Annotated in this window: 21 protein-coding genes and 2 tRNA genes; 6 read left to right on the forward strand and 17 right to left on the reverse strand. The window is 32.1% G+C overall.

Annotated elements, in window-relative coordinates; genetic code table 11:
• Positions 1–3: 3 nt before the first annotated feature.
• From AB2B44_RS07310 to AB2B44_RS07325, 4 genes are all read right to left on the reverse strand, one after another.
• On the reverse strand, positions 4–318 hold the full coding sequence (locus AB2B44_RS07310) for a septum formation initiator family protein (RefSeq protein ID WP_369048918.1): 315 nt from the start codon (positions 316–318) through the stop codon (positions 4–6).
• A complete protein-coding gene (gene udk / locus AB2B44_RS07315) occupies positions 319–933 on the reverse strand; it encodes a uridine kinase (protein WP_369048919.1) in 615 nt (204 codons plus the stop codon). It abuts the gene before it with no gap.
• A gap of 189 nt (positions 934–1,122) precedes the next feature.
• On the reverse strand, positions 1,123–1,710 hold the full coding sequence (locus AB2B44_RS07320; protein ID WP_369048920.1) for a hypothetical protein: 588 nt from the start codon (positions 1,708–1,710) through the stop codon (positions 1,123–1,125).
• A 247-nt stretch (positions 1,711–1,957) separates the two neighbouring features.
• Positions 1,958–2,030 (reverse strand) — tRNA-Gly (locus AB2B44_RS07325).
• A gap of 185 nt (positions 2,031–2,215) precedes the next feature.
• On the opposite strand from AB2B44_RS07325, the gene AB2B44_RS07330 reads away from it, so the two are divergent.
• Complete coding sequence (locus tag AB2B44_RS07330; RefSeq protein ID WP_369048921.1) at positions 2,216–2,650, forward strand: GNAT family N-acetyltransferase; 435 nt, start codon at positions 2,216–2,218, stop codon at positions 2,648–2,650.
• 2 nt (positions 2,651–2,652) lie between these two features.
• Here AB2B44_RS07330 and dsrP read toward each other — a convergent pair whose 3' ends face one another.
• From dsrP to AB2B44_RS07365, 7 genes are all read right to left on the reverse strand, one after another.
• Positions 2,653–3,870: a sulfate reduction electron transfer complex DsrMKJOP subunit DsrP gene (dsrP, locus tag AB2B44_RS07335; protein WP_369048922.1), complete on the reverse strand. Its 1,218-nt coding sequence runs from the start codon at positions 3,868–3,870 to the stop codon at positions 2,653–2,655.
• A gap of 11 nt (positions 3,871–3,881) precedes the next feature.
• Entirely contained in the window at positions 3,882–5,000 is a 1,119-nt protein-coding gene (locus AB2B44_RS07340; RefSeq protein WP_369048923.1) for a 4Fe-4S dicluster domain-containing protein, read from the reverse strand.
• An 8-nt stretch (positions 5,001–5,008) separates the two neighbouring features.
• Positions 5,009–5,638 carry a cytochrome C gene (locus AB2B44_RS07345; protein WP_369048924.1) on the reverse strand — a complete coding sequence of 210 codons (630 nt, stop codon included), beginning with the start codon at positions 5,636–5,638 and terminating at the stop codon, positions 5,009–5,011.
• Positions 5,635–6,327, reverse strand: a complete 693-nt coding sequence (locus AB2B44_RS07350) for a cytochrome C (protein ID WP_369048925.1) — start codon at positions 6,325–6,327, stop codon at positions 5,635–5,637. Before AB2B44_RS07350 ends, AB2B44_RS07345 begins: the two co-directional genes overlap by 4 nt.
• A 70-nt stretch (positions 6,328–6,397) precedes the next feature.
• Entirely contained in the window at positions 6,398–8,725 is a 2,328-nt protein-coding gene (locus AB2B44_RS07355; protein ID WP_369048926.1) for a molybdopterin-dependent oxidoreductase, read from the reverse strand.
• A 2-nt stretch (positions 8,726–8,727) separates the two neighbouring features.
• Entirely contained in the window at positions 8,728–8,994 is a 267-nt protein-coding gene (locus AB2B44_RS07360; RefSeq protein ID WP_369048927.1) for a hypothetical protein, read from the reverse strand.
• A 146-nt stretch (positions 8,995–9,140) separates the two neighbouring features.
• Positions 9,141–10,385 carry an alginate export family protein gene (locus tag AB2B44_RS07365; RefSeq protein ID WP_369048928.1) on the reverse strand — a complete coding sequence of 415 codons (1,245 nt, stop codon included), beginning with the start codon at positions 10,383–10,385 and terminating at the stop codon, positions 9,141–9,143.
• A 218-nt stretch (positions 10,386–10,603) separates the two neighbouring features.
• Here AB2B44_RS07365 and AB2B44_RS07370 point away from each other — a divergent pair, with 218 nt between their 5' ends.
• Together AB2B44_RS07370 and AB2B44_RS07375 are read left to right on the forward strand one after the other, a co-directional pair.
• Entirely contained in the window at positions 10,604–12,760 is a 2,157-nt protein-coding gene (locus tag AB2B44_RS07370; RefSeq protein ID WP_369048929.1) for a sulfatase-like hydrolase/transferase, read from the forward strand.
• Between the two features lie 426 nt (positions 12,761–13,186).
• Positions 13,187–15,454: a right-handed parallel beta-helix repeat-containing protein gene (locus tag AB2B44_RS07375; protein ID WP_369048930.1), complete on the forward strand. Its 2,268-nt coding sequence runs from the start codon at positions 13,187–13,189 to the stop codon at positions 15,452–15,454.
• 237 nt (positions 15,455–15,691) lie between these two features.
• Here the strand turns inward: AB2B44_RS07375 and AB2B44_RS07380 are convergent.
• A tRNA-Met gene (locus AB2B44_RS07380) sits at positions 15,692–15,765 on the reverse strand.
• Positions 15,766–15,872: 107 nt separating this feature from the next.
• Here AB2B44_RS07380 and AB2B44_RS07385 point away from each other — a divergent pair.
• Positions 15,873–16,250 (forward strand): START-like domain-containing protein, encoded by a 378-nt coding sequence (locus tag AB2B44_RS07385; RefSeq protein WP_369048931.1) that lies wholly within the window; start codon positions 15,873–15,875, stop codon positions 16,248–16,250.
• A gap of 104 nt (positions 16,251–16,354) precedes the next feature.
• Complete coding sequence (locus AB2B44_RS07390) at positions 16,355–17,185, forward strand: aminotransferase class IV (RefSeq protein WP_369048932.1); 831 nt, start codon at positions 16,355–16,357, stop codon at positions 17,183–17,185.
• On the opposite strand, the gene AB2B44_RS07395 is transcribed toward AB2B44_RS07390, so the two are convergent.
• The 5 genes from AB2B44_RS07395 to AB2B44_RS07415 form a co-directional block, all read right to left on the reverse strand.
• Positions 17,182–17,739 (reverse strand): YqgE/AlgH family protein, encoded by a 558-nt coding sequence (locus tag AB2B44_RS07395; protein ID WP_369048933.1) that lies wholly within the window; start codon positions 17,737–17,739, stop codon positions 17,182–17,184. The two genes, AB2B44_RS07390 and AB2B44_RS07395, sit on opposite strands and share 4 nt — an antisense overlap.
• Positions 17,740–17,840: 101 nt before the next feature.
• Complete coding sequence (locus AB2B44_RS07400; RefSeq protein ID WP_369048934.1) at positions 17,841–18,113, reverse strand: HU family DNA-binding protein; 273 nt, start codon at positions 18,111–18,113, stop codon at positions 17,841–17,843.
• A gap of 189 nt (positions 18,114–18,302) precedes the next feature.
• Positions 18,303–19,247: a methionyl-tRNA formyltransferase gene (fmt, locus tag AB2B44_RS07405; RefSeq protein ID WP_369048935.1), complete on the reverse strand. Its 945-nt coding sequence runs from the start codon at positions 19,245–19,247 to the stop codon at positions 18,303–18,305.
• Positions 19,244–21,133 (reverse strand): ATP-dependent DNA helicase RecQ, encoded by a 1,890-nt coding sequence (locus AB2B44_RS07410; protein WP_369048936.1) that lies wholly within the window; start codon positions 21,131–21,133, stop codon positions 19,244–19,246. Before AB2B44_RS07410 ends, fmt begins: the two co-directional genes overlap by 4 nt.
• Positions 21,134–21,180: 47 nt before the next feature.
• Positions 21,181–21,723: an AAA family ATPase gene (locus AB2B44_RS07415; RefSeq protein ID WP_369048937.1), complete on the reverse strand. Its 543-nt coding sequence runs from the start codon at positions 21,721–21,723 to the stop codon at positions 21,181–21,183.
• A gap of 103 nt (positions 21,724–21,826) precedes the next feature.
• Here AB2B44_RS07415 and AB2B44_RS07420 point away from each other — a divergent pair, with 103 nt between their 5' ends.
• The gene (locus tag AB2B44_RS07420) at positions 21,827–22,108 is read left to right on the forward strand and encodes a DUF493 family protein (protein ID WP_369048938.1); all 282 of its coding nucleotides are present in this window, start codon (positions 21,827–21,829) and stop codon (positions 22,106–22,108) included.
• Positions 22,109–22,146 lie beyond the last annotated feature (38 nt).

A 22,146-nucleotide genomic window follows, 5' to 3' on the forward strand; every position in this document is an offset into this window, starting at 1 on the left:
TTATTATTTTTTTATTGTGTCAAAATCTATTAGATATACATCTTCATTTTCTTTTTTCATTAAATATTTTTCTCGAGCATAGCGTTCTAGTTCTAGTGAATCTTGTAATTTTTTAATAGTTAAGTTGTCTTCGTTAATTTTTTTTTGATAAAATTCAATTGACTTTTCTAAATCGCTAATTTCAGTATTGTATTCTTGGTGTACTAAGTATGAATTTTTATCAATAAAAGTCATCCAAATTATAAATACAATTATAGAAACAATGTAAAAAGTACCAATGGTAACTCCGAAAATTTTTATTCTTTTTTTTAGTTTCATTTATAAGTGTTCGCTTATTACCGTTTTAACAAAATTAGTGGCAACAGTATTGGGTTGGTTGTTGGGTATAATAATATCGGCAAATTTTTTAGTAGGCTCTATAAATTGTTTATGCATAGGCTTTAAGGTTTCTTGATATCGTGTTAATATTTCGTTTAAATCACGTCCTCGCTCATTAATATCTCTACGGATACGTCTAATTAAGCGTTCATCAGCGTCAACATCAATAAATACTTTTATATCGCACAAATTACGTAATTCTTTGTTATTAAAAATTAAAATACCTTCGATTATAATTACTTTTTTAGGAGGTGTTTTAATCGTTTCTAAGGTGCGATTATGGGTAATAAACGAATATATAGGTTGCTCAATAGTGTTGCCTTTTTTTAGTTGTTTAATATGCTTGATAAGTAGTTCAAAATCGATAGCTTTCGGGTTGTCGAAATTAATTTTTGAACGTTCTTGATACGATAGGTTAGTATTGGCTTTGTAATACGAATCTTGAGAAATTACACACACCGTATCTGCAGGAAGTTGATTGATAATTTGATTTACCATTGTTGTTTTTCCGCTTCCTGTACCCCCCGTAATACCAATAAAAAGCCTATTTTTCATAAATCAGAATTAGCTAGCTAAACAGTAACAAATTTAATGAATTATCTGTCAATTTTAGCTATCTTTCTGAGGGTTGTTAAAAATAAAGTATTGGTGCAGAATTAACCAAAATAAAATCACAGATGAAGTGATTATAAAAAGTTAACCCTGTTTAAAAAACAGGGTGTATTTATGAATAGTTTAATAGGGTTATTTTTTGAAAATAATATAAGAAAAGCTAAGCCCTAAAGCGGGATAAAAATTATCTATTTTAGTTTCAAAATCTTTACCGTAACCAATTCCAAAATGAACATTAAATAACCAATTTCCTCCTAACGAACGTTGCATACCCCAACGCATCTCTGTTAATAACGTGTTGTCTGCAGAATTAGAGATATTAGATGCATTTTTTTGTTTAGTTGTGTATAATGTTTGAAATTCTAGGTAATTTCCAGCGTTGTTTTTATTGTTTTTGTTGTTTTGGGCTCTTTTAATTCGATTGTAAATATATTTTATCGAAGATTTAAATCGTAAGGAAGGAAAAGATTTAAAAGAAAGAGAAGTTCCAAAACTTTTGTTTAAAAAAGCATCTTTTTTTATATAGTTACCTGCACCAAAGCCTAAACCAAGGTCTAAAACGAATTCTTTGGCAATAGGTAATTCATAAATTCCTTCAAAGGCTACAATATTATAATTTATTTTAAATTGGTTTTGTAAATCTATTTGTGATTTGTCTTGAGCAGTTATACTACTAACTGCCATTACTATTAATAAAAATAGGAATACGTGTTTTTTCATGTAATTTTTGATTAAATTCGATTCTGATCCATTTTTTTAAACTTTTACTATCTATGAATACGATAGTGTTGTTAATAGAATCGAAAGAAGCGTTATTTTGTGATATTTGATTTGGCGTAACAGTAGCTATTAAACCTTTATTACAAGAAATAGTTAAAGATAGAATAGATAGACTTTTTCATTGTTTTTTATTATTAGTTGAAATTTTATTATGTTTTATTAAATCTAAAAATGCAATTTTTTTTAGAGCGGGAGACCGGGTTCGAACCGGCGACATTCAGCTTGGAAGGCTGACGCTCTACCAACTGAGCTACTCCCGCTAGTAGATAGTGCAAATATAACTGCATTTTTTGCTTTTACAAGTTTTTTTGAGAGGATATCTATAAAAATTAAGTATTTTTCTATTTAAAAAAAATTTAGTACCAAGTACTTTTAGGTAGTTGTATTTTATGTAAATTATCGTTCTTAAAAATTATTTTTTTGATGAGTTTAAAATGATGTAGTTATGATTATTTCAATTCAAAAAATAACAGCCGCACAAACCTATAGTATTCGTTTAAGCGTTTTACGAAATAAGATAGCTTTACCACATCAGTTTGAAGGTGATTTAGATTTAAACACATTTCATTTAGGAGCCTTTGTTGAAAATAAACTGGTAGGGATTGCTACTTTTATGCAACGCGATAACCCCTTGTTAAAAGGTAGGCAATATCAATTAAGAGGTATGGCAACCTTACCAGAATTTAGAGCGAAAGGGGTAGGGGCAAAATTGATACAGACCTCAATAAAAATTTTAAAAGAAAAAAATACGGAACTACTATGGTGCAATGCTCGTGAAGTAGCTTATCCATTTTATAAAAAACAAGGTTTTGTAGTACTAGGAAAACCGTATACTATAAACCTTATAGGTTTACATTATGTTATGTATAAAACCGTATAGATTTATTTTTTATATCGTAATTTTCCTAGTTCAATATTAATGGCAGTTCTTGCTATAATGGTAAATATAAAGGCTCCTAATGCCCAAATACCAAAGGTTACTCCTATTTCTATGCCTGTTGGGGTGTATTCTGCAATTTTACCATAGGGTCCAGGTATAAAACCAGGAACAATTAATCCAAATCCTTTTTCAATCCAAATAGCTATAAACAGTATAAAACAAGAAAAATATAAGATTTTAAAATTGTTTCTAAATCTATGAAAAGAAAGTAAAACTGTAGCAAGTACATTCATAGAAATAGATGTCCAAATCCAAGGTAGTAAAGCTGTTTTACCATCTAATCCAAAGAATAAATAATAAGCACTTTCGCTGTGGTGCGTTGGTGCATAAAATTCTTTAAACAATTCAGAAACTAACATGATAATGTTAATTTGAGCGGCAATGGTTACCACCAAGGCTATTTTTTTAATGGTTTTGTCTTCTATTTTAAAATCGCTATAGGTTCTAATAACGGCAAGTACTAGAATAATAAGGGCAGGACCAGCTGCAAAAGCAGAGGCTAAAAAACGAGGGCCTAATAAAGCGTTGTTCCAAAATGGGCGAGCTTGTAAACCTTGATATAAAAAGGCGGTTACTAAGTGAATACCTACTGCCCAAAACACAGATAATAAGGCGCCAGGAACATATACACTAGCTTTAGATTCTTTTCCTTGATAATGTCTAAATAAAATATAAAAAGGAATGGTGATGTTTAAAAATAGGTATCCGTTTAAAACAATAACATCCCATGTAAGCATAGAATTTGGAAAGTTAAATACGCCAATACCGGGTATCATGTGCCATAAAACAGAAGGGCCACCCATGTCGGCAATAACAAAAGCTAAACACATAATTAAGGCTGCTACCGCAAGCCCTTCGCCAATGAGTACTGCTTGTTTAAAGTCAATGTCTTTTAAAACATAGGTTGGCATTACCAATATTACTGCGGCGGCGGCAACACCTACCAAAAAAGTGAAATTAGAAATGTATAAGCCCCAGCTTACTCTATCAGTCATTCCTGTAACAGCTAAACCGTGTTTAATTTGGATAGAGTAACAGTACATGCCGATAAGCATAATAAAGGTTAAAAAAGCCATCCATAAATGGTATTTTTTAGAGCCTTTAGTAATTACATCGAAACTGTCTTTAACTAAACTTTTAAAAATTGTAAGTTGCTTCATAATACCATGCTTTAATCCATGAAGTACCAAAACTTTGGTTCGGTACCTAAATCTTCTTTTAATCTAAATACTTTTTTGTTTTCTAATACCCATCTAATTGTACTGTTGGGGTCTAAAAGGTTTCCGAAAATTCGAGCTCCTGTTGGGCATGCTTCTACACATGCAGGGTTTTTACCTGCTCTTGAACGTTGTACGCAAAAAGTGCATTTTTCCATTACTCCTTTTTTACGCATTCGATTACCTAAGTAATGCTGGTCTTTATTTACTTCATTTTCAGGTACGGTTGGTTTGCTCCAGTTAAATCTTCTGCCATCGTAAGGGCAAGCCGCCATACAATATCTACAGCCTACACACCAGTCGTAATCAATAACTACTAATCCGTCTTTTTCTTGCCAAGTGGCTTGTACGGGGCATACTTTTACACAGGGAGGGTTGTCGCAGTGAAAACATTGGGTACCCATATAAAAATGTCCTTCGGCAGGTACCTCATGGTAGTAATTGTCGTCAGCTTCGTTAAAATTTAAACCTTTTCCGTCTTTCATTTCGTGAATACGAATGTATTCCATTTGCGAACCTCTATCTTGGTTGTTTTCTTTTACACATGCGCTTACACAATCCATATAGCCTCTACATTTAGAAATATTAAAGGCGTAGCCAAACAACACATTATCTTCAGCATTTTTAGAAGACATATTAATGGTTTTTCCAGTGCGGAGTTCGTATGAGCGAACTAATCGTTTTACGGTAGCTTCTTTTTCTTCATCGGTCATCAATTTATAGTTTCCTTTAAATTGTTCTTCCCAATCTATTTGTGATTTTTCTTTACTTTCACTACTTGAAGTTACACTTGTACAAGAGGTTACCGCACCTGCTCCAATTAATAAACTGGCAGTTAATTTTCTAAAAGCAGTTCTTCGATTCATTGTTACATCAAACACTTGTTGAAAACCATCTTTATCTGCTGATTTTTGGTCTGTAGAATCTGTAATATTATTTAAAAGAGGTTGTTCACTTGTTGGTTGTTTGCTGTTACAAGTTTTTGAAGTTTTACCACAACCACACGAATCAGATGTTGATTTGTGTTGGCTACTTAAATTTAGCGTAAACCATTTTTTATTACGATTACTCATACGTTAATTTATTTACGTTCTTTAATTTTTTGGGTATTAAATCGAGCAGGCCATCTGCTTTCTAAGCTTGGTGAATGTGGATTGTGACAATTAACACAAGTCATTGAAATTCTAGGAGGCGCCCAGCTTCGTATGCGTTTACCATGTGCTCCTCCAAGCCAATCTTTATATTGTTTTTGATGGCATTGACTACATAGTTTATAACTGTTGTTGAAATCGATTGATTCTGCAGTTAAGCTTTTTAAATGGTTCATGTCTTGCCCGTTATGGCAGGTTAAACAATTCATGGTTAAGCTATCGGCATGCTTTAGTTCAATATTCCAATGTGCCTTTTTAAACTCTTTGCTTTGCATTTTAGCTAAAGGTTTTGTGTGGCAGTCAGTACAAGCATAAGACTCTATTTTGCTTTTTCTGTCTGGAATTAAAAAAGTATGTCCGCTTTCGTTTATTTCAACAGTTTTTAGGTCTTCTATATATTTTTTTGATGAAATAGAAGTGCCATGATAGTTTTTGCTTTCAGCATTAATTTTATCAGTAACACTATGATATTTTTCTTCATTGTGTTTGCATGATGCTAATAACACCGTAAGTACAAGACAATAACTTATTTTATAAATGTATTGGAAGTAGTTATTCATTTGTTATTATTTTTTCTGACAAAGTCTCCTATGTTTGCTGTTGTTTGATCGTTAGGTACGTGGCATTGGCGACAATTAATTCGTTCAGGATGAGTTACTCTAATTTCTTTCGGAGCACTGGGTCCTGCATGACAAGCTAAACAATTTTCGCGTAATTGTAATTCATGCGGAATTATTGGTGGGCTGCCAGGTAAAGCACTATTTACATTTACTAGAGGAATTTTTCCTTTTTTAAAGTTGGTTTGTTTAAATAAACCTTGTGTTTTTTGTGCTACGTGACATTGTCGGCAATTTACCATTTCAGGGTGTGGTGTTACAGGCGCATATGCATTAAATTTATCTACAAAACCACCATTTTCATGGCACTTTAAACAAGTGTTGCCTCCTATACTATGTTCATTTTCTACAGGATGAGGAATAGCAGGAGGAGCTCCGTAAAAAGCACGGTTATTATAGTATGTTTTTAAGCTGCGTTGATGATTTTTATCGACAGGCATATGCTGGTAGTCTAAAGCATATTTTGACCGCTTAAAAACACCACTTTCAGAAGGGATTATAGGGGTGGGCTTATCATTTTTAATAGGAATATAGGCTTCTTCTTGTCCTTGATAATAACTGTAATTCCAAATAGCAATAAAGGCTATAAATAGAATAACAAACAGCGATATAATTCCTAATCGGTTTTTCATTTTAGCTAAGGTTTTAAAATAACTTAGTATTTAATAATTTAATATATCTTAATTGATATTTATAATTGTTTTATGCTTTTTCAACTCTTACAGCACATTTTTTATAATCAGGTTCTTTTGAAATAGGACAAAAAGAATCTAATGTTAAGTCGTTGATTAACATGCTTTCGTCAAAAAAGGGAACAAATACTTGCATTGGTGCAGGTATACCTCTTTGGTTTATCGCAGCAGGTAAAATCATTTCGCCCCTACGAGTGGTTAATTTTACTTTGTCGCCTGTTTTTATTTGTAATCGCTTAGCATCGTCGGGGTTTAGTTCTACATAACCGTGAGGCATTGCTCTATTAAGTACGGGTATTCTACGAGTCATAGAACCTGTGTGCCAGTGTTCAATTACACGACCTGTACATAACCAATACGGATATTCTGCATCAGGTGATTCTGCTGCAGGTTCGTATGGGCGTTGCCAAATAACTGCTTTCCCGTCTTTTTTTCCATAAAAATGAAATTCTTCGCCATTGCTACATGCGGGGTCATATTTTGAGTTAAAACGCCATTTAGTAGGTTTGCCATCTACATAAGGCCATTGCATGCCTGGGTTTTCTTTTAGCACTTCTATTGGTGCCATATTGTGTTTTTTATTGGCGTGATGTTTACGGTACTCGGCGTAAATTTCTTCGATATGGGTTTCTTTTTTATAATAAAACTGTTTTTCAAAGCCTAATCGTTTGGCAACTTCAACTAATTGCCAAGTGTCGCTCATAGCTTCTCCAGGTGGTTCTACCATTTGTTCAAAATACTGTGTTCTTCTTTCTGAGTTACCATACATTCCTTCACGCTCTATCCACATAGCAGAAGGTAAAATAACATCGGCAATATCGGTTGTAGGGGTAGGGTATATATCAGAAACTACAATAAATCTTCCTTCTTTTTTTGTGGCATCTCGATAACGTTTAAGTTTAGGCATTGTTACCATTGGGTTGGTAACTTGTATCCACATAAATCGAATATCTCCACGATCTAAAGCTCTAAACATTTCTACGGTATGGTAAGTAGGTTTAGGGTCAATATTTTCTACAGGAACGTCCCAAATTTTAGCAGCAAATTCACGATGTTCTTTATTAGCAACTACACCATGAGGTAGTTTATGAGTTAACGTACCTACCTCACGAACAGTACCACAAGCAGAGGGCTGCCCTGTTAAAGAAAATGGACTATTACCTGGGCTTGAAATTTTACCAGTTAGTAAGTGAATATTGTATATTAAGTTATTCATCCACGTTCCTCTACTGTGTTGGTTAGGTCCCATACACCAAAGTGACATTACTTTTTTGTTAGGGTCGCCATAAAAAGAGGCTAAGTATTTAATGTCTTTAGCAGACACCCCTGATATTTTTTCAACTTTTTCTGGGGTATATTGTTCTAAAAACTTTTTAAAATCGTCAAAACTTATTTTTTCGGGCTTGTCTTTAAATGAATAATGGTCTTCTAAGCCATATCCCATATTGGTTAACCCCTTACTAAAATTGCAATGTTTTTCTACAAAGAGGTTATTAACCCATCCATTTTTAATAATTTCATAGCAGATGGCATTAGCAACGGCTAAATCGGTTTGAGGTAAAAATAAAATTGATTTATCTGCAGCCATACTTGTACGGGTAGTACGAGTGGCAAAGTCGATAATTTTAGCACCTCTTTTTAAGCGTTGGTCTAACAATCTTGAAAATAACACGGGGTGCATTTCTGCCATATTGTTACCCCATAATACAAATACGTCAGCATGATCAATGTCTTCATAGCATCCCATAGGTTCGTCTAAACCAAAAGAGGTTAAAAAACCTGTTACGGCACTAGCCATACATAAACGAGCATTTGCCTCTACATTATTTGTTCCAATACATCCTTTAAAAAGTTTTGAAGCTACATAGCCATCAGGAATAGTCCATTGACCAGAACCATAAATAGAAACCGAATCTTTTCCGTGATCTTTTATGGTTTCTTTCATTTTAGAAGCAATTAAATCAAGTGCTTCTTCCATTGAAGTTTCTACATAACGCCCATTTTTCTTTACTAAAGGTTTCGTAAAACGGTCTTTAGCGTACATTGCCATTACCGAATGGTATCCTTTTACACAGCACAAGCCTTTATTTACACTAGATTTCGGGTCGCCCTTTACGGCAACTGCTTTTCCGTTTTCTATACCTACTAACACTCCGCAACCAACACCACAAAATCTACAGGGTGTTTTTTTCCAATTTAGATTGTTATTTTTAGGTAAGTTTTCTTCTTGTTCGTTGGCAAATAAAATTCCAGGAAACATAGTTGCAGCAGCAGTCATGGCTGAAAGTGCTGCCATTTTTTTAATAAAACTTCGTCTGTTGGTTGTAGAAGTGTACATAATTAATTCTTTTTTGGAGAGTTAAATCCAGAAACCATTGCTAATAACTTTAAACAGTCTATAGCTTCTAATTGTTCTTGTAAAATATTTTCTTTTGCTTTGTCTTCTGTTTCTGTAATGAGTATCAGAATCTCTTTGTTTTCAGCAGGAATTACTTCACATTCTGGTATGTTAGAGAGTACTTGAATAAGTTCTTGTTTTTTACCTTCGTGGGGGTGTGCTAAATAACTTTTTATAGGCATAAATGAGTTAAATTTAATTGCAAACAAGTTACATAATTTTTTTATATTAAAATATAACTGTTGTTACAAAGTACTTATTTTTTTATTTAGTTTCTTTTTTTAATTGGGGGATAAGTGTTTGTGCGTCAGTTATATTGACGCGCAAACACTTTGTTTTTTTATAGATTTACTTGTTATTTTTTAGAGGTAAATAAGGTGGGTTTTATGGTTACCATAATCCAACCCCAATTGTTTGTGTTGCCATCTGTGTTGCCTTTTAAAGCTTCCATTCCTTCAGCGGCAAACATTTGCGAATAACCAGCATTAATTCCTATTTCTTTAGTAAATGTATACCCATATACTAAATCTACCTCAGTACCTAATTGTTTAGATACGGTGCTGTTAATATCAGCGGCGGCAGAGAAATTATGTACAGCGGCTGTTAAGCTTGATTTTGGGTTTAATCCAAAGTTAGCTTTTGCATAAACATCAAGTAACCCAACATTGTTGGCATGGTTTCCTACATAGAAATAATCCATCAAACCGTTAAATTTATGATTGGTTCCGTAAAGAGGTGAAAAGGCGTTGTTTTTATTAGCAGATGGCACTCCATTGTCGTTACCACTTTGTAACTCAGCACCTATACCAACTTTTGTAGAGCCAGATGCTTTAAGTGTTGCATCTAAACCAACTAAATAAGCGTTTAAGTCGTTGTCTGCTACATCTTTACCAAATTGGTAATATAAATTTGCCGCTACGTTAAAATTATTTTCTTTAGCATTTAAGTGTGTGCCTACTGTTTGGCTATAATTAACCCCTGTCGAAGTTTGCATTCCGTTATTTAAGAACAAAAAACTTCCAGAAAAATTACTCCAATCTTGATGTAACCATGCATATTGCATTGCTTTGTAGGTTTTAGTAGTAAGGTTTGTACTGGTTATATTTTCTGCATCTTGGTTAAAAGCTAAACCAATGTCGGCCTTAAAATTATTTTTTTTGTATTTAAGCATTGCTAAATCATGGCTTCGTGCTTGTTGTGCCCAACCTACATTTCCAAAAATTCGGCTGTCATCATAAATAATTTCTTGACGACCTAATTTTAAAGAAAAGTTAGAGTCGAATAACAATTCACCCCATGCTTGGTGAAGGCTTAATCCATTTTTATCTGCAGAATTTAATTGCGGTACATCACCCCATACTCGAATGTCTTGAAGGCTAACATATATGTTTAATTTTTCAGTAGAAAACGAAGTGTTTAAACGAGTTCTTTGAGAAATAAATAAGGCAGCATCTGTATTGTCAGGGAATAAGGTTTTGTAACCATGTCTGTATTCTGATCGAGGTCGTAAAACCGCATCAAGCTTTAATTGTTGTGCATAAAAAGCTGTGGTTAATAAACCAAAAAAAAGAAATAGTAAACCCTTTTTTAATTGTATCATAATCGTGTTTTTTTAATTATTTAAGAATATTTTAACTTTAAAACAGTTCAAAGGTATTAGAATAAGTGATAAAAAAACATGACTTTTGTCAACTTGTGTAGATTTAAATATTTTTAGGTTTAAATGTTTAAGAGCAACAACTTCATAATGTGTTGATAATAAAAACAATAAATCAAAAAAAACGAATTATTTTTATTAACTGTAAATAATGTAACCCAATGTATAAATTTATAATGAAAAACAAACTAAACAAAAGAGTTCTAAGTGTTTATTTTGTATTACTAGCTTTAACTACATTTTTTGTGTCGTGTAAAATTCAAAGTAATACTGAAAATACAACTCGTAGTACTGTTTCTGCAAAAACAGTTAAACAACAACCTAATATTATATATATTCTTACCGATGATTTAGGTTATGGAGACATAGGAGTATTTTTTCAAAATCAAAGAAAAAAAGAAAATGATCGTAGTGAACCTTGGTTAATGACTCCTAATCTTGATGAAATGGCAAAAGAAGGCGTTATGTTAACACATCATTATGCAGCTGCGCCAGTTTGTGCTCCATCGAGAGCTTCATTATTGTCAGGGTTAAGTCAAGGGCATGCCAATGTTAGAAATAATCAATTTGATAAAGCAATAGCAGATAATTATACTTTAGGTAATGTAATGCAACAAGCAGGGTATGCCACTGCTGCTATAGGTAAATGGGGGTTGCAAGGAAATGATAAGATGTCAAAAAATGGAGATTCATGGCCTGGAGCGCCCTTAAAAAGAGGGTTTGATTATTTTTATGGTTATATGCGTCATAGCGACGGGCATGAACACTATCCTGTAGAAGGGGTGTACCGTAAATCAAAAGAAGTGTACGAAAACAATAAGGTGGTAACTAAAGGTCTTGATAAATGTTATACTGGGGATCTTTGGACTTCTGTAGCTAAAAAATGGATAACAGAACAGGTGAAAAGTGATAAAAAGAAACCTTTTTTCATGTATTTAGCCTATGATACGCCTCATGCCGTAATAGAACTTCCTACGCAAGCCTACCCAAAAGGAGGAGGGCTTAATGGGGGGTTACAATGGATAGGTAAACCTGGTAATATGATTAATACAGCTTCAGGAAAGGTTGATTCTTGGGTTAATCCTAATTACGATAAAGCTACCTATGATGATGATAAAAACCCAAATACTCCAGAATTACCTTGGCCAGATGTGTATAAAAGATATGCTACTGTAGTACAAAGAATTGATAATCAAGTGGGTGATATTTTAAAGTTGTTAGCCGACTTAAAAATAGATGATAATACTTTGGTTGTTTTTTCTTCAGACAATGGGCCTTCAATAGAAAGTTATTTACCGAAAGAAAACATTAAGCCTACTTTTTTCAATAGTTTTGGACCTTTTGACGGAATAAAAAGAGATGTTTTAGAAGGAGGTGAACGTATGCCTACCATAGTTAGATGGCCAACAAAAATTAGCCCTAACCGTGTAGTTAAAACACCTAGCATTAGTTATGATTGGTTGCCTACTTTTACAGATGCTGCGGGGTTACCTGCTCCTGTTAATAGTGATGGGGTTTCGTTGTTGCCATCGTTAACCGAAAAAAGAAAACAACAAGAAAGCCTAATTTATGTAGAATACGATCAAAATCAAAGAACGCCTTCTTACGATGAGTTTGCTGAAAAAAATAGAGGTAGACTACGTAAGCAAATGCAAATGATTCGAATGGGAGACATTGTTGGGCTTCGTTATAATATTAAAAACCCTGAAGCTGATTTTGAGTTGTATAATATATTAGAAGATACGCATCAATCTAATGATTTGGCAAACCAACCAGGTATGGCTGAAATTCAGAAAAAAATGAAAGAGCGAGTATTACAAGTACGTATGCCTAATAGTACAGCTAAACGCCCTTATGATAATCTTGATGTTCCTTCAAATGATGTTTCGAATTTACATAAAGGTTTGCAATGGAAAGCTTATAAAAGCAATACAGCTTGGTTGTCAAAGGTTTCTGGGTTACAATTGTTAGAACAAGGAACCTCAGCATCTATAGACGTAGATAAAATAAAAACAGAAGAACCAGCAATTATTGTTTTTGAAGGGTATATTTATGCTAAAGAGGCGGGCACTTATACTTTTTATTTGTCGGCTGCTGATAAGGCTTTTATGCGAATTCACGATGCAAGTATTATTGATGCAGATTATGGTTATAAAGCTGGAAAAACGGTTGAAAACACTATAAAATTAGCTAAAGGCTATCATGCGATTCGTGTATATTATAGAAATGAGGCAAAAACAAATAAAATTGATTTACAATGGGAAGGGCCAGGATTTTCTAAAACCCCCATTTCAAAAGAGGTGCTATTTTCTAAATAAAGAAAATAGCGTAACAGGATAGAGAGTACAGAATTTAAAAAGCTCTTTGAAATAAAAACACTTTTTATTTCAAAGAGCTTTTTAAATTAAATAATCAGATTTAATTTCATTTTTAAATAGGCTTAAATCTAAAAAAAAAGGTGTTTTTTGTTTCAAATAAAAAGATATTTAAAAAAAGAATAAATTTGAGAACGACAAAAAACAAATTTTAAGAAAAGAGGCTTTAGTAACTATTTGAATCTATTTCTTTAAAACCACAAAACAATTCTAACTATGAAATTAAAATTACTTAAAAATGACCGTGCTGTTAATCTAAGTCATTTAATCAGTATAAAAGGCATAAGGTCGAACTCGAGGTTATTTATTTATTTGATGCCTTGCCTTGTATTTTTTTTTACACATAGTAAAGTTAATGCCCAAGAAATATTGACACAAAGAGAATCAACATCTTTCTATTTTAGTTCAACAGGAGATGATGCTAATGATGGCTCAGAATCTTCTCCGTTTCAAACCATAGATAAACTTAATCGTTTAAGTTTGGTTCCAGGAGATCATATATTTTTTAAAAAAGGCGATACTTTTATTGGAAAAGTAGTTGTAAACTATTCAGGTACCGAAACAGCCCCAATAGTATATGATAGCTACGGTAGCGGAGATTTGCCAATACTTTCTGCAAGTACAGGTGATGATGGTGTGCCAGACCCATTGACTACGATACAAATTACAGACAAGTCTTTTTTAGAGTTTAAAAACTTGCACATTAGAAACGAACGTTTTGATAGTATGGAAGGTGTTGATGATGATAAATCATTTGGCATATATTGTTATTCTGAACAAGAAGGTTTGGGTAGTCATAAAGCTGGGGTAAATCGTGATTTGCCAACAGGTATTAGTGATTATGAAGACTTGCAATTTTCAAAACATCTCTATTTTTCTAATCTCTATTTTGATAAAATATATGGTGTGGCAGCAGATGGTGTTGATTTTAATAAAGTAAGAACTTCTGCTATGTATTTAGAAGAGTCTGCCACTAAAGATATAGTTATTGAAAACTCATATTTTACTGATATGCAACGTACGGGTATTTGGTTGCGTCGATGGGCTACAGATGTTGTTATACGTAACAATACGTTTATTGCTATAGGAGGTTCAGGGGCTATACTTTCAAAAAGTAGACGTGTTTTATATGAAGGAAATATTATGCGTTTTTGTGGTTCTAAAGCAGATTCTAGAATGGCTGGCCGTGGTAGCGGTATGTGGGTTTTTGCAAGTGACGATGTGGTAGCTCAATATAATGTGTCGCAACATGCTAGAGGAAATGGAGACTCTTCAGGGATGCATGTAGATTATAATAATACTAATATACTATATCAGTATAACTATCTTGAAGATTCTTCTGGAGGGTTTTGCGAAACACTAGGTGCTAATAATAACGTGATTTGGAGGTATAATATAAGTGTTAATGATGGCGATAAAGCTTCGGGGGTGAATCGTTTAATTTGGCTGTCTGGTTTTGCGGGTAATAAAACCGTAAAAAGTGATAATGTATACATATATAATAACACCATTTATTCAGGGGTAAATTATAAAAACAAGGCAGAGAATACCAAAATTTTCATGAAAGTAAAGAATTTATATTTTTACAACAATTTAATAGCACTAGAACCAGCTGCTCAATTTGGTATTTTAGCGTATAGTGAAGCGATTAATTCACCTCATTTTGCTAAAAATATTATGCATGGAGGTACTATAAAAACTAATTTTAAAGATTTAGATGCTACACGTATAGAAGATGACCCACTTTTATATGCGCCAGGAACAAATGGAGGTTCAGGATATGCTTTGCTAACGGGAAGTTCAGCAATAGGAGCTGCTCTTAGTTTTACTGAGCCTGTATTTCCATTAGCAGGTCAAGGTGTTTTTGCTCATATTACTTCTAAGGCCATTAAAGATTTTTATGGAAACCCAGTAGATTTGTCAACTACAACAAATATTGGAGCCTTCAATGGAGCTAGTTTATCAGCCGCACCAACCGTAGATACTTATGAGGCAGAAGATGCTGTGCTTTCTGGAGGTACTCAAATTATAGATTGTGTCAATGCCTCTGGTACTAAAGCTGTAAATGCATCAGCTCTTGGAGAAAGTGTGACATTTAATAATATTAATGTTTCACAGACGGGTTTATATCTTATTAAAATATTTTATGCAAATCCGAATTTATCAGATTTGAAAATTGATGTTAATTCAGAAGGACAAGAAACATTAAAAGTTCCGGGTTCAGATGCGTTCTGTTTTAACGATGGAACCCCTACCAGTTTTCATATACTTAAAAAATTAAATTCAGGTTCTAACACCTTAGAAATAGAACAAAGCTCTATTGATAAAATTGAAGTATTAAATGTAGATAGCGCTACATTAGATATAGATGAAAATTTTTTAAGCAAAACAGAAGCTTCTCTTAATAAAACAATTATCTCTAATGGCGATTATTTAAGCTTACTTCTTAGTAATCCTGAAATGTTAGATAATCAAAGTAAGGTTTCAATTTTTGATTTGAGTGGAAGATTATTGGTTAACAAAACCTGTGACACTAGTGATATTCAAATTCCAATTAACAACTTTAGTTCAGGGTTAAAAATATTTGTAGCAACTATAGGTAATAAAACGGTTGTTAAAAAATTTATTGTTAAATAAATTTCGGAGTGAGCTTATAAGGTGTCGAGGTTTGAATAAATAATCTTGATTATCAAAATCGTAAAACTTAAAAATAAACAATACCTGTTTGGCATTATTTAAAATGCTAAACGGGTATTTAAAATTAAGTTAAGTAAGTATCAATTTTACGTTTTCTAAATTTAAAGTAAAAAGACGAGTTTTTTGCTTATAAAAAATGCGTCGTAAGACGCATTTTTATTGAGATTTGTATTTTTGTAGCGAAGACGGGAGTTGAACCCGTGACCTCAGGGTTATGAATCCTGCGCTCTAACCAACTGAGCTACCTCGCCGATTGCGGGTGCAAATATAGTTTAATTTTGTTTTTTTGCAAGACAACAAATACTATTTTTTTTAAAAAATAATTGCTTATATTGCCCAATTAAATAAAAAAGCTATAATGAGTAAGATTAAATATGAATTAGAAATTCCTATACACGCTTCGCCAAGTATGTTGTATCAGTATATTTCTTCACCTTCAAGTATGGAAGAGTGGTTTGCTGATAAAGTGAATTCTCGAGGAAAAATAATGACCTTTGAATGGGATGGTAACGAAGAAAAAGCCGAAGTGGTAATAAAAAAAGCCGATGAAAAAATAAAATACAAATGGTTAGAAAGTGATGATGATAGTTTTTTTGAAATTAAAATTCAAGTACATGCTCTTACTAAAGATGTTTCGTTAATTATTACTGATTTTGCCTATGAAGATGAAATACAAGAATCAAAACAATTATGGGAAAATCAAATAGAAGAATTAAAGCATACCATAGGAGCTTAATAATATTGTGACTAGTTCTAAAAAACCTCGACAATTGTCGAGGTTTTTTTATGTCTTTACTAGAGTAAAATATAGTAAGTTTGCAGTAGTAAAAAAATGAAGCGATGGTAAATTATAATGGCGATTTATTATTTGAAGAAAATATAAAGCTTTCACTCGAAAATAGAGCTTTTAAGTACGGTGATGCCCTTTTTGAAACGATTAAGGTTCAAAATAATAAGGTGGTGTTTTTAGAAGATCATTATTTTCGATTAATGGCATCGATGCGAATGTTACGAATGAAAGTACCTATGTTTTTTACTTTAGAGTTTATAGAACAAGAAATATTAAAAACGGTAGCACAACAAGCTGAGTATAGTTCGTACAGAGTTCGGTTAACGGTGTATAGAAAAGATGGCGGACTATATACCCCAAAAACAAACGAGGTTGCGTATTTAATCGAAGTGAAGCATAATACCTATCAAACTAAACTTGATTATACGATTGATTTATACAAAGATTTTTATAACTATAGCGGTTTATTATCTACAGTAAAAACAACGAATAGAATGCTTAATACCCTGGCTAGTATTTATGCTGAAGAAAACGATTTTAATAATTGTGTTTTGTTAAATGAACGCAAAGCGGTAGTTGAGGTAACCAATGGTAATATTTTTATAGTAAAAGGGTCGGTTATAAAAACGCCAGCTTTAACTGAAGGTTGTATTAAAGGGGTTGTTAGAAAAAAAATAATAGAGCTTGTCGAAAAAGATTCTAATTTAACATTAGAAGAAACCAGTATTTCGCCTTTTGAAATTCAAAAGGCAGATGAAGTTTTTATTACCAATTCAATAATAGGTGTACAGCCTATTACTCAATATCGAAAAAAACAATTTAAAGTAATTATAGGTACGGCGCTTCAAAATAAGCTACACCAGTTAACTATTGCCAATTAATTTAGTTGTACATTACTTGGGGCATTAGCCCAAATTAGATATTCGCCTCCTTTTTGAAGTAATTTTTCTTTCCAAATAGTATCGGTGTTTGAGCTAAGAATATGGTCATAATCGTTTTCGGTAACAAACCAAGAATGATTATTTATTTCATTTTCTAATTGCTGTGCTTCCCAGCCAGCATATCCTAGAAAAAAACGAATATCGGTGTTTTTAAGAATTTTTTGGTTTAGTAAAATTTTTAATATCTCAAAATTACCCCCCCAATAGATACCGTTACTAATTTCAATACTTCCAGGAATTTGCTCAGGTACGGTATGAATAAAATATAAATTATCTTGTTCAACAGGGCCACCTTGGTATATCGTAAAAGAACAGTCTAAATCGGGCAATAAATCATTTAAAGTATATTGTAGCGGTCTGTTAATTATAAAGCCAATAGTGTTTTGGGGAGTGTGTTCGGTTAATAATATAATAGACCGTTTAAACGAATTGTCGTTTAATATTGTTGGATCAGCAATTAATAACCTTCCTTTTTTTGGCTGTATTATGTCCATAATTTATCCTGTGAGTAAAAATTAAATATATCAAAATTTATTCTAAAAAAAAACTCTCTTAATAAAATTAAGAGAGTTTGACGTAAAAAACGTGTTGTTTTCTAGTTTACTGCATCAGCTAAAGTTGCTCCAGGCTTAAATTTAGCTACTGTTTTTGCAGCAATATTAATAGTTTTTCCAGTTTGTGGATTTCTACCAGTTCTTGCAGATCTTTGAGAAGTAGACCAAGTTCCCCAACCAACTAATGATACTTTACCACCTTTTTTTAAGGTTTTAGTTACATTACCAGTAAAAGAGTCTAATGCAGCTTTAGCCGCAGCTTTTGAAATTCCTGCATCGGCAGCCATTGCATCAATTAAATCTGATTTGTTCATAATTTTAATAGATTTTAAAAATTAATATTATTTCTTTTTGCTTAAAAGCATAACAAATATAGACGGAATAAGGGATTGCGCAAGTTTTGTTGCAATAAAATAGAGGTTTTGTTAATAAAAAAGATAAAATGTTAATAACCTTAATAAAAAACAGGTAAAAATGCTAAAAAAGTACCTGTTTAAGCGGGCTTAAGCCATTTTTGCATCGGAGCTAAATTGAAAGCCATTTAAAAAATCTTGAGCGTCCATTAATTTTTTTCCAGCAAGTTGTATTTGGTGTATAATGATATATCCTTTTGAAACAGCTACTTTAATTTCTTTTTTGGTTGTAATAATTGTTCCAACGGGTAAAGAATGTTGGGCTAATTCTTTACTAACGCGATAAATTTTAGCAGTTATTTCTTTTTCATTTGTATAAATAGTTGTCCAAGCTGCAGGAAAAGGATTTAATCCGCGAATTTTATTATAAATGATGTTTAGTGGAAGTGACCAATCAATTTTACAGTTATATGGGTATAATTTCGGGGCTAATTTTTTTTCTATCTCAGGCTGTTTGGTTGTTTTTACTTTGTTTGAGGCAATTAAATTAATGGTTTCAGCTACTAAATTTGCACCAAGATGCATTAATTTAGTATACAATTCACCAACAGTTTCATCATCTTTAATTTCAGTTTCTTTTTGAAGTATTATTTCGCCAGTATCAATTTTATCATCAATAAAAAAAGTAGTTACCCCAGTTTTGGTTTCGCCATTTATAATTGCCCAATGTATAGGTGCGGCTCCACGATATGCTGGTAAAAGTGATGCATGTAAATTAAAGGTGCCGTATTTAGGTGTTGCCCACACTATTTTGGGTAACATTCGAAAAGCAACAACAATATATAAATCTGCCTGTAAATTTTTTAATTGTTCTACAAAAACAGTACTTTTTAAATTTTTTGGTTGTAGAACAGGTATGTTTTCTGATAAAGCATATTTTTTTACTGCCGATTGGTTTAGTTTTCTGCCTCGACCGGCAGGTTTATCTACTGCAGTTACTACCGATACAATGTTATAATTGTTTTTTGTAAGATGAGCTAAAACACCCACAGCAAAATCAGGGGTTCCCATAAAAACAATACGTAAGTTTTTCATTTTATATAATATTTATTGTGCAGATTAATACCAATTTTTTCGTTTGCCAATAATTGCTGTAAATTTATTAAAATGTCTGTTTCTTTTTCATGAATTAGTAAATGTATTTCTTTAGAAGAAAGCTCTCCTTTTGTATGGATAAGTTGTATAATTTTTTCTGAAATATTTTTAATAAAATTCTGTTTGTTTTTTACGCAAATGTCACATATACCACAGTTTTCTGTATTTTTTTCATCGAAATAATGCAATATTTGAACACTTCTACACACCCTGTCGTTTTTGATAAAATTAATTAGGTCTGTTGTTTTTTGTTTTTTTTGACGTAAATATATTTCGATGTTTTTTGAAATTTGGTTAATGGTACGATCATCTTCTCTTGGGTGCAAAAATATTAAACTAGCATTTTTAGACGATTTTTTATAAGCCACCAATTCTTTTGAGGCTAAAGTTTCTAAATTTTTAATAACATGCCAAGAAGGTATTTCGGTTTTTTTAGCCATATAAAACTCATCTATTTTTATAGGCTGTTCAAAAATGCCAGTATATAAACGAAGTATTGAGTTAACAAACGTATATAATGTAGGGTTTGTTTTTACCAGATTTGTAACTTGTTTACTAGTTACTAAAAATTGTAAAGTAGATTTTTTCTGAAACCCTTGATTAAGCTCAATAACACCATTATTATGTAATATTTGTAAAGCGTTAAAAGTTTTATTAGGTATAAAATTATAGGTATTGCAAAAGGCAAAAAAATTAAAGTCGAACACTTGATGAGTTAGTTCACCTTTAGCAATAAAAAAATATTGATATAATTTTTGATGAATTTGTTTAATTTCTGCTAGAGAGGGAAAAGAATTATCAATTAAGCTTTTAAATGACAAGGTATCGTTTTCATTCCATAAAATTGTTGAAAAAGCTGCTTGTTGATTTCTGCCTGCACGACCAGCTTCTTGTATGTAATTTTCGATAGAAGAAGGTAAGTTTAAGTGTATAACTTGTTTTACGTTTGGTTTGTCAATACCCATTCCAAAGGCATTAGTGGCAACAATTATGGGTGTTTTTTCGACCATCCAATTATTAAAAGCGAGTTTTTTTTCAATATTAGTCAATCCGCCATGGTAGTAGCTACTTTTAAAACCGTTTGCATTTAAATAGTTGCTTATGCTTTTAGTTTTATTACGTGTGTTAACATATACAATGGTTGGCGATTTTGAGAGCTTACAAAGTCGTTGTAATTGTAGTAGCTTATCTTCTGTTTTAATTACTTGATAACTCAGGTTTTCTCTATAAAAAGATTTTTTAAATACTTGTACCTCTTTTAAGTGCAAGCAATTTATAATATCATCAATTACTATTTTTGTTGCTGAAGCTGTTAGGGCAATATAATTTGCTTGAGGTTTTAAAGAACGTAAAACCGTAATGTTTCGATATGAGGGTCTAAAATCGTGCCCCCATTCTGAAATACAATGTGCTTCGTCTATGGCAATTAAATTAACCTGTAACTGTTTAATTTTTTCTTGAATAAATTTAGATTGTAATCGTTCGGGTGATAGGTATAAAAATTTATAATTATTAAATTGTAAGTTGTCAAATAAAATAATTTGTTCGTTTTGAGAAATTCCAGAAGGAATACGCATAGCTTTAATCCCTTTTTTAGACAAGCTATTTATTTGGTCTTCTATTAATGCTAATAACGGAGAAATAACAATGCAAATTCCGTCTTTAATTAAAGCGGGGATTTGGTAACATACCGATTTTCCGCCTCCAGTTGGCAACAAGACAAGTGTGTCTTTGCCAGAAATAACTGAATTTATAATGGCTTCTTGCGTTGGTTTAAAACTAGAAAAACCCCAATATTGCTGTAGTATTTTTTTAGGGTTGTTCATATTTATTGTATTAGTTAAATAAAGGTGTTCTAATTTTTTTTAGAATTTTACACTTTATGGTTTAATGAGTGTAAAATGTAATCACAGCGGTCATCAACTGTTCCAAACGGAACGTCGTTAATTTTATAGCCAATTTCTAGATAGCTTTTTTTTAAAAAAGCATCAATTTTAACCATCTGTTCAAAAGTTTCGTAACGTTCGTTGTCAGAGGTGTAAATCATTTTCCAAGGGGCTAGTCGAAATATTTTATTGTATATAAATTGGCTACTTTTTTCTTTAAAAACACTAGGGTAATCGGTTTTTAAAAAATCCATATAGGCATAAGTGTCTGGAATTCCACGATCAAAAAAAATAAGATTTGCAGTAGTTTTTTCAGCATCTTTATACTGTTTAATTCTACCTTTTAAAACTAATTCGCTAAACAACAATGGGTTTTTTAAAAATAATTGGTCTATACCTTCTTTTTGAGCTTGTAGGGTTATGTCTCTAGAAATTTCGGGCATACAGGTATACCCTCTTTTTTTCAATTCATTTAATACCGATGATTTTCCAGTTCCAGGACCACCAATAAGTACAATTTTTTGCTGCATTAAGCAAAAATAAAATTTTCAACTTATAAAGTTAATATAATAGTGTAATTTTGTACCCTATTTATTAACGCAATGATTTTTTAGGTTTTAAATTAATGTTATTATGCAAGATAGAGAAGCGTTTTACAAAAAATTACAAAAACAACTAGACGATATTACTGATTTTCCATCAGATTATTTATACAAATTTATTGTACCCACTACAGGGAATCAAAAACAACAAGTAGAAGATTTATTTAATAAAGGAGGGGCTGTTATAACTACCAAAAAGTCAAAAACTGGAAAATATATTAGTGTTTCTATTGTTGTAAAAGTTAAAAGCTCTGATGAAGTAATAAACTGCTATAAAAAAGCAGAAAAAATTAAAGGAATTATATCGCTATAGATAAAAAATCTTGATAATTATTATTTAACTCAAACACA

This window comes from Tenacibaculum sp. UWU-22 (assembly GCF_041021355.1).
Taxonomy (GTDB): Bacteria; Bacteroidota; Bacteroidia; order Flavobacteriales; family Flavobacteriaceae; genus Polaribacter.

What these genes read in the sequence shown, in the direction of transcription:
- AB2B44_RS07310 (WP_369048918.1), bottom strand. Translation starts at nt 318, where the DNA reads ATGAAACTAAAAAAAAGAATAAAAATTTTCGGAGTTACCATTGGTACT.
- udk (WP_369048919.1), bottom strand. Translation starts at nt 933, where the DNA reads ATGAAAAATAGGCTTTTTATTGGTATTACGGGGGGTACAGGAAGCGGA.
- AB2B44_RS07320 (WP_369048920.1), bottom strand. Translation starts at nt 1,710, where the DNA reads ATGAAAAAACACGTATTCCTATTTTTATTAATAGTAATGGCAGTTAGT.
- AB2B44_RS07330 (WP_369048921.1), top strand. Translation starts at nt 2,216, where the DNA reads ATGATTATTTCAATTCAAAAAATAACAGCCGCACAAACCTATAGTATT.
- dsrP (WP_369048922.1), bottom strand. Translation starts at nt 3,870, where the DNA reads ATGAAGCAACTTACAATTTTTAAAAGTTTAGTTAAAGACAGTTTCGAT.
- AB2B44_RS07340 (WP_369048923.1), bottom strand. Translation starts at nt 5,000, where the DNA reads ATGAGTAATCGTAATAAAAAATGGTTTACGCTAAATTTAAGTAGCCAA.
- AB2B44_RS07345 (WP_369048924.1), bottom strand. Translation starts at nt 5,638, where the DNA reads ATGAATAACTACTTCCAATACATTTATAAAATAAGTTATTGTCTTGTA.
- AB2B44_RS07350 (WP_369048925.1), bottom strand. Translation starts at nt 6,327, where the DNA reads ATGAAAAACCGATTAGGAATTATATCGCTGTTTGTTATTCTATTTATA.
- AB2B44_RS07355 (WP_369048926.1), bottom strand. Translation starts at nt 8,725, where the DNA reads ATGTACACTTCTACAACCAACAGACGAAGTTTTATTAAAAAAATGGCA.
- AB2B44_RS07365 (WP_369048928.1), bottom strand. Translation starts at nt 10,385, where the DNA reads ATGATACAATTAAAAAAGGGTTTACTATTTCTTTTTTTTGGTTTATTA.
- AB2B44_RS07370 (WP_369048929.1), top strand. Translation starts at nt 10,604, where the DNA reads ATGTATAAATTTATAATGAAAAACAAACTAAACAAAAGAGTTCTAAGT.
- AB2B44_RS07385 (WP_369048931.1), top strand. Translation starts at nt 15,873, where the DNA reads ATGAGTAAGATTAAATATGAATTAGAAATTCCTATACACGCTTCGCCA.
- AB2B44_RS07390 (WP_369048932.1), top strand. Translation starts at nt 16,355, where the DNA reads ATGGTAAATTATAATGGCGATTTATTATTTGAAGAAAATATAAAGCTT.
- AB2B44_RS07395 (WP_369048933.1), bottom strand. Translation starts at nt 17,739, where the DNA reads ATGGACATAATACAGCCAAAAAAAGGAAGGTTATTAATTGCTGATCCA.
- AB2B44_RS07400 (WP_369048934.1), bottom strand. Translation starts at nt 18,113, where the DNA reads ATGAACAAATCAGATTTAATTGATGCAATGGCTGCCGATGCAGGAATT.
- fmt (WP_369048935.1), bottom strand. Translation starts at nt 19,247, where the DNA reads ATGAAAAACTTACGTATTGTTTTTATGGGAACCCCTGATTTTGCTGTG.
- AB2B44_RS07410 (WP_369048936.1), bottom strand. Translation starts at nt 21,133, where the DNA reads ATGAACAACCCTAAAAAAATACTACAGCAATATTGGGGTTTTTCTAGT.
- AB2B44_RS07415 (WP_369048937.1), bottom strand. Translation starts at nt 21,723, where the DNA reads ATGCAGCAAAAAATTGTACTTATTGGTGGTCCTGGAACTGGAAAATCA.
- AB2B44_RS07420 (WP_369048938.1), top strand. Translation starts at nt 21,827, where the DNA reads ATGCAAGATAGAGAAGCGTTTTACAAAAAATTACAAAAACAACTAGAC.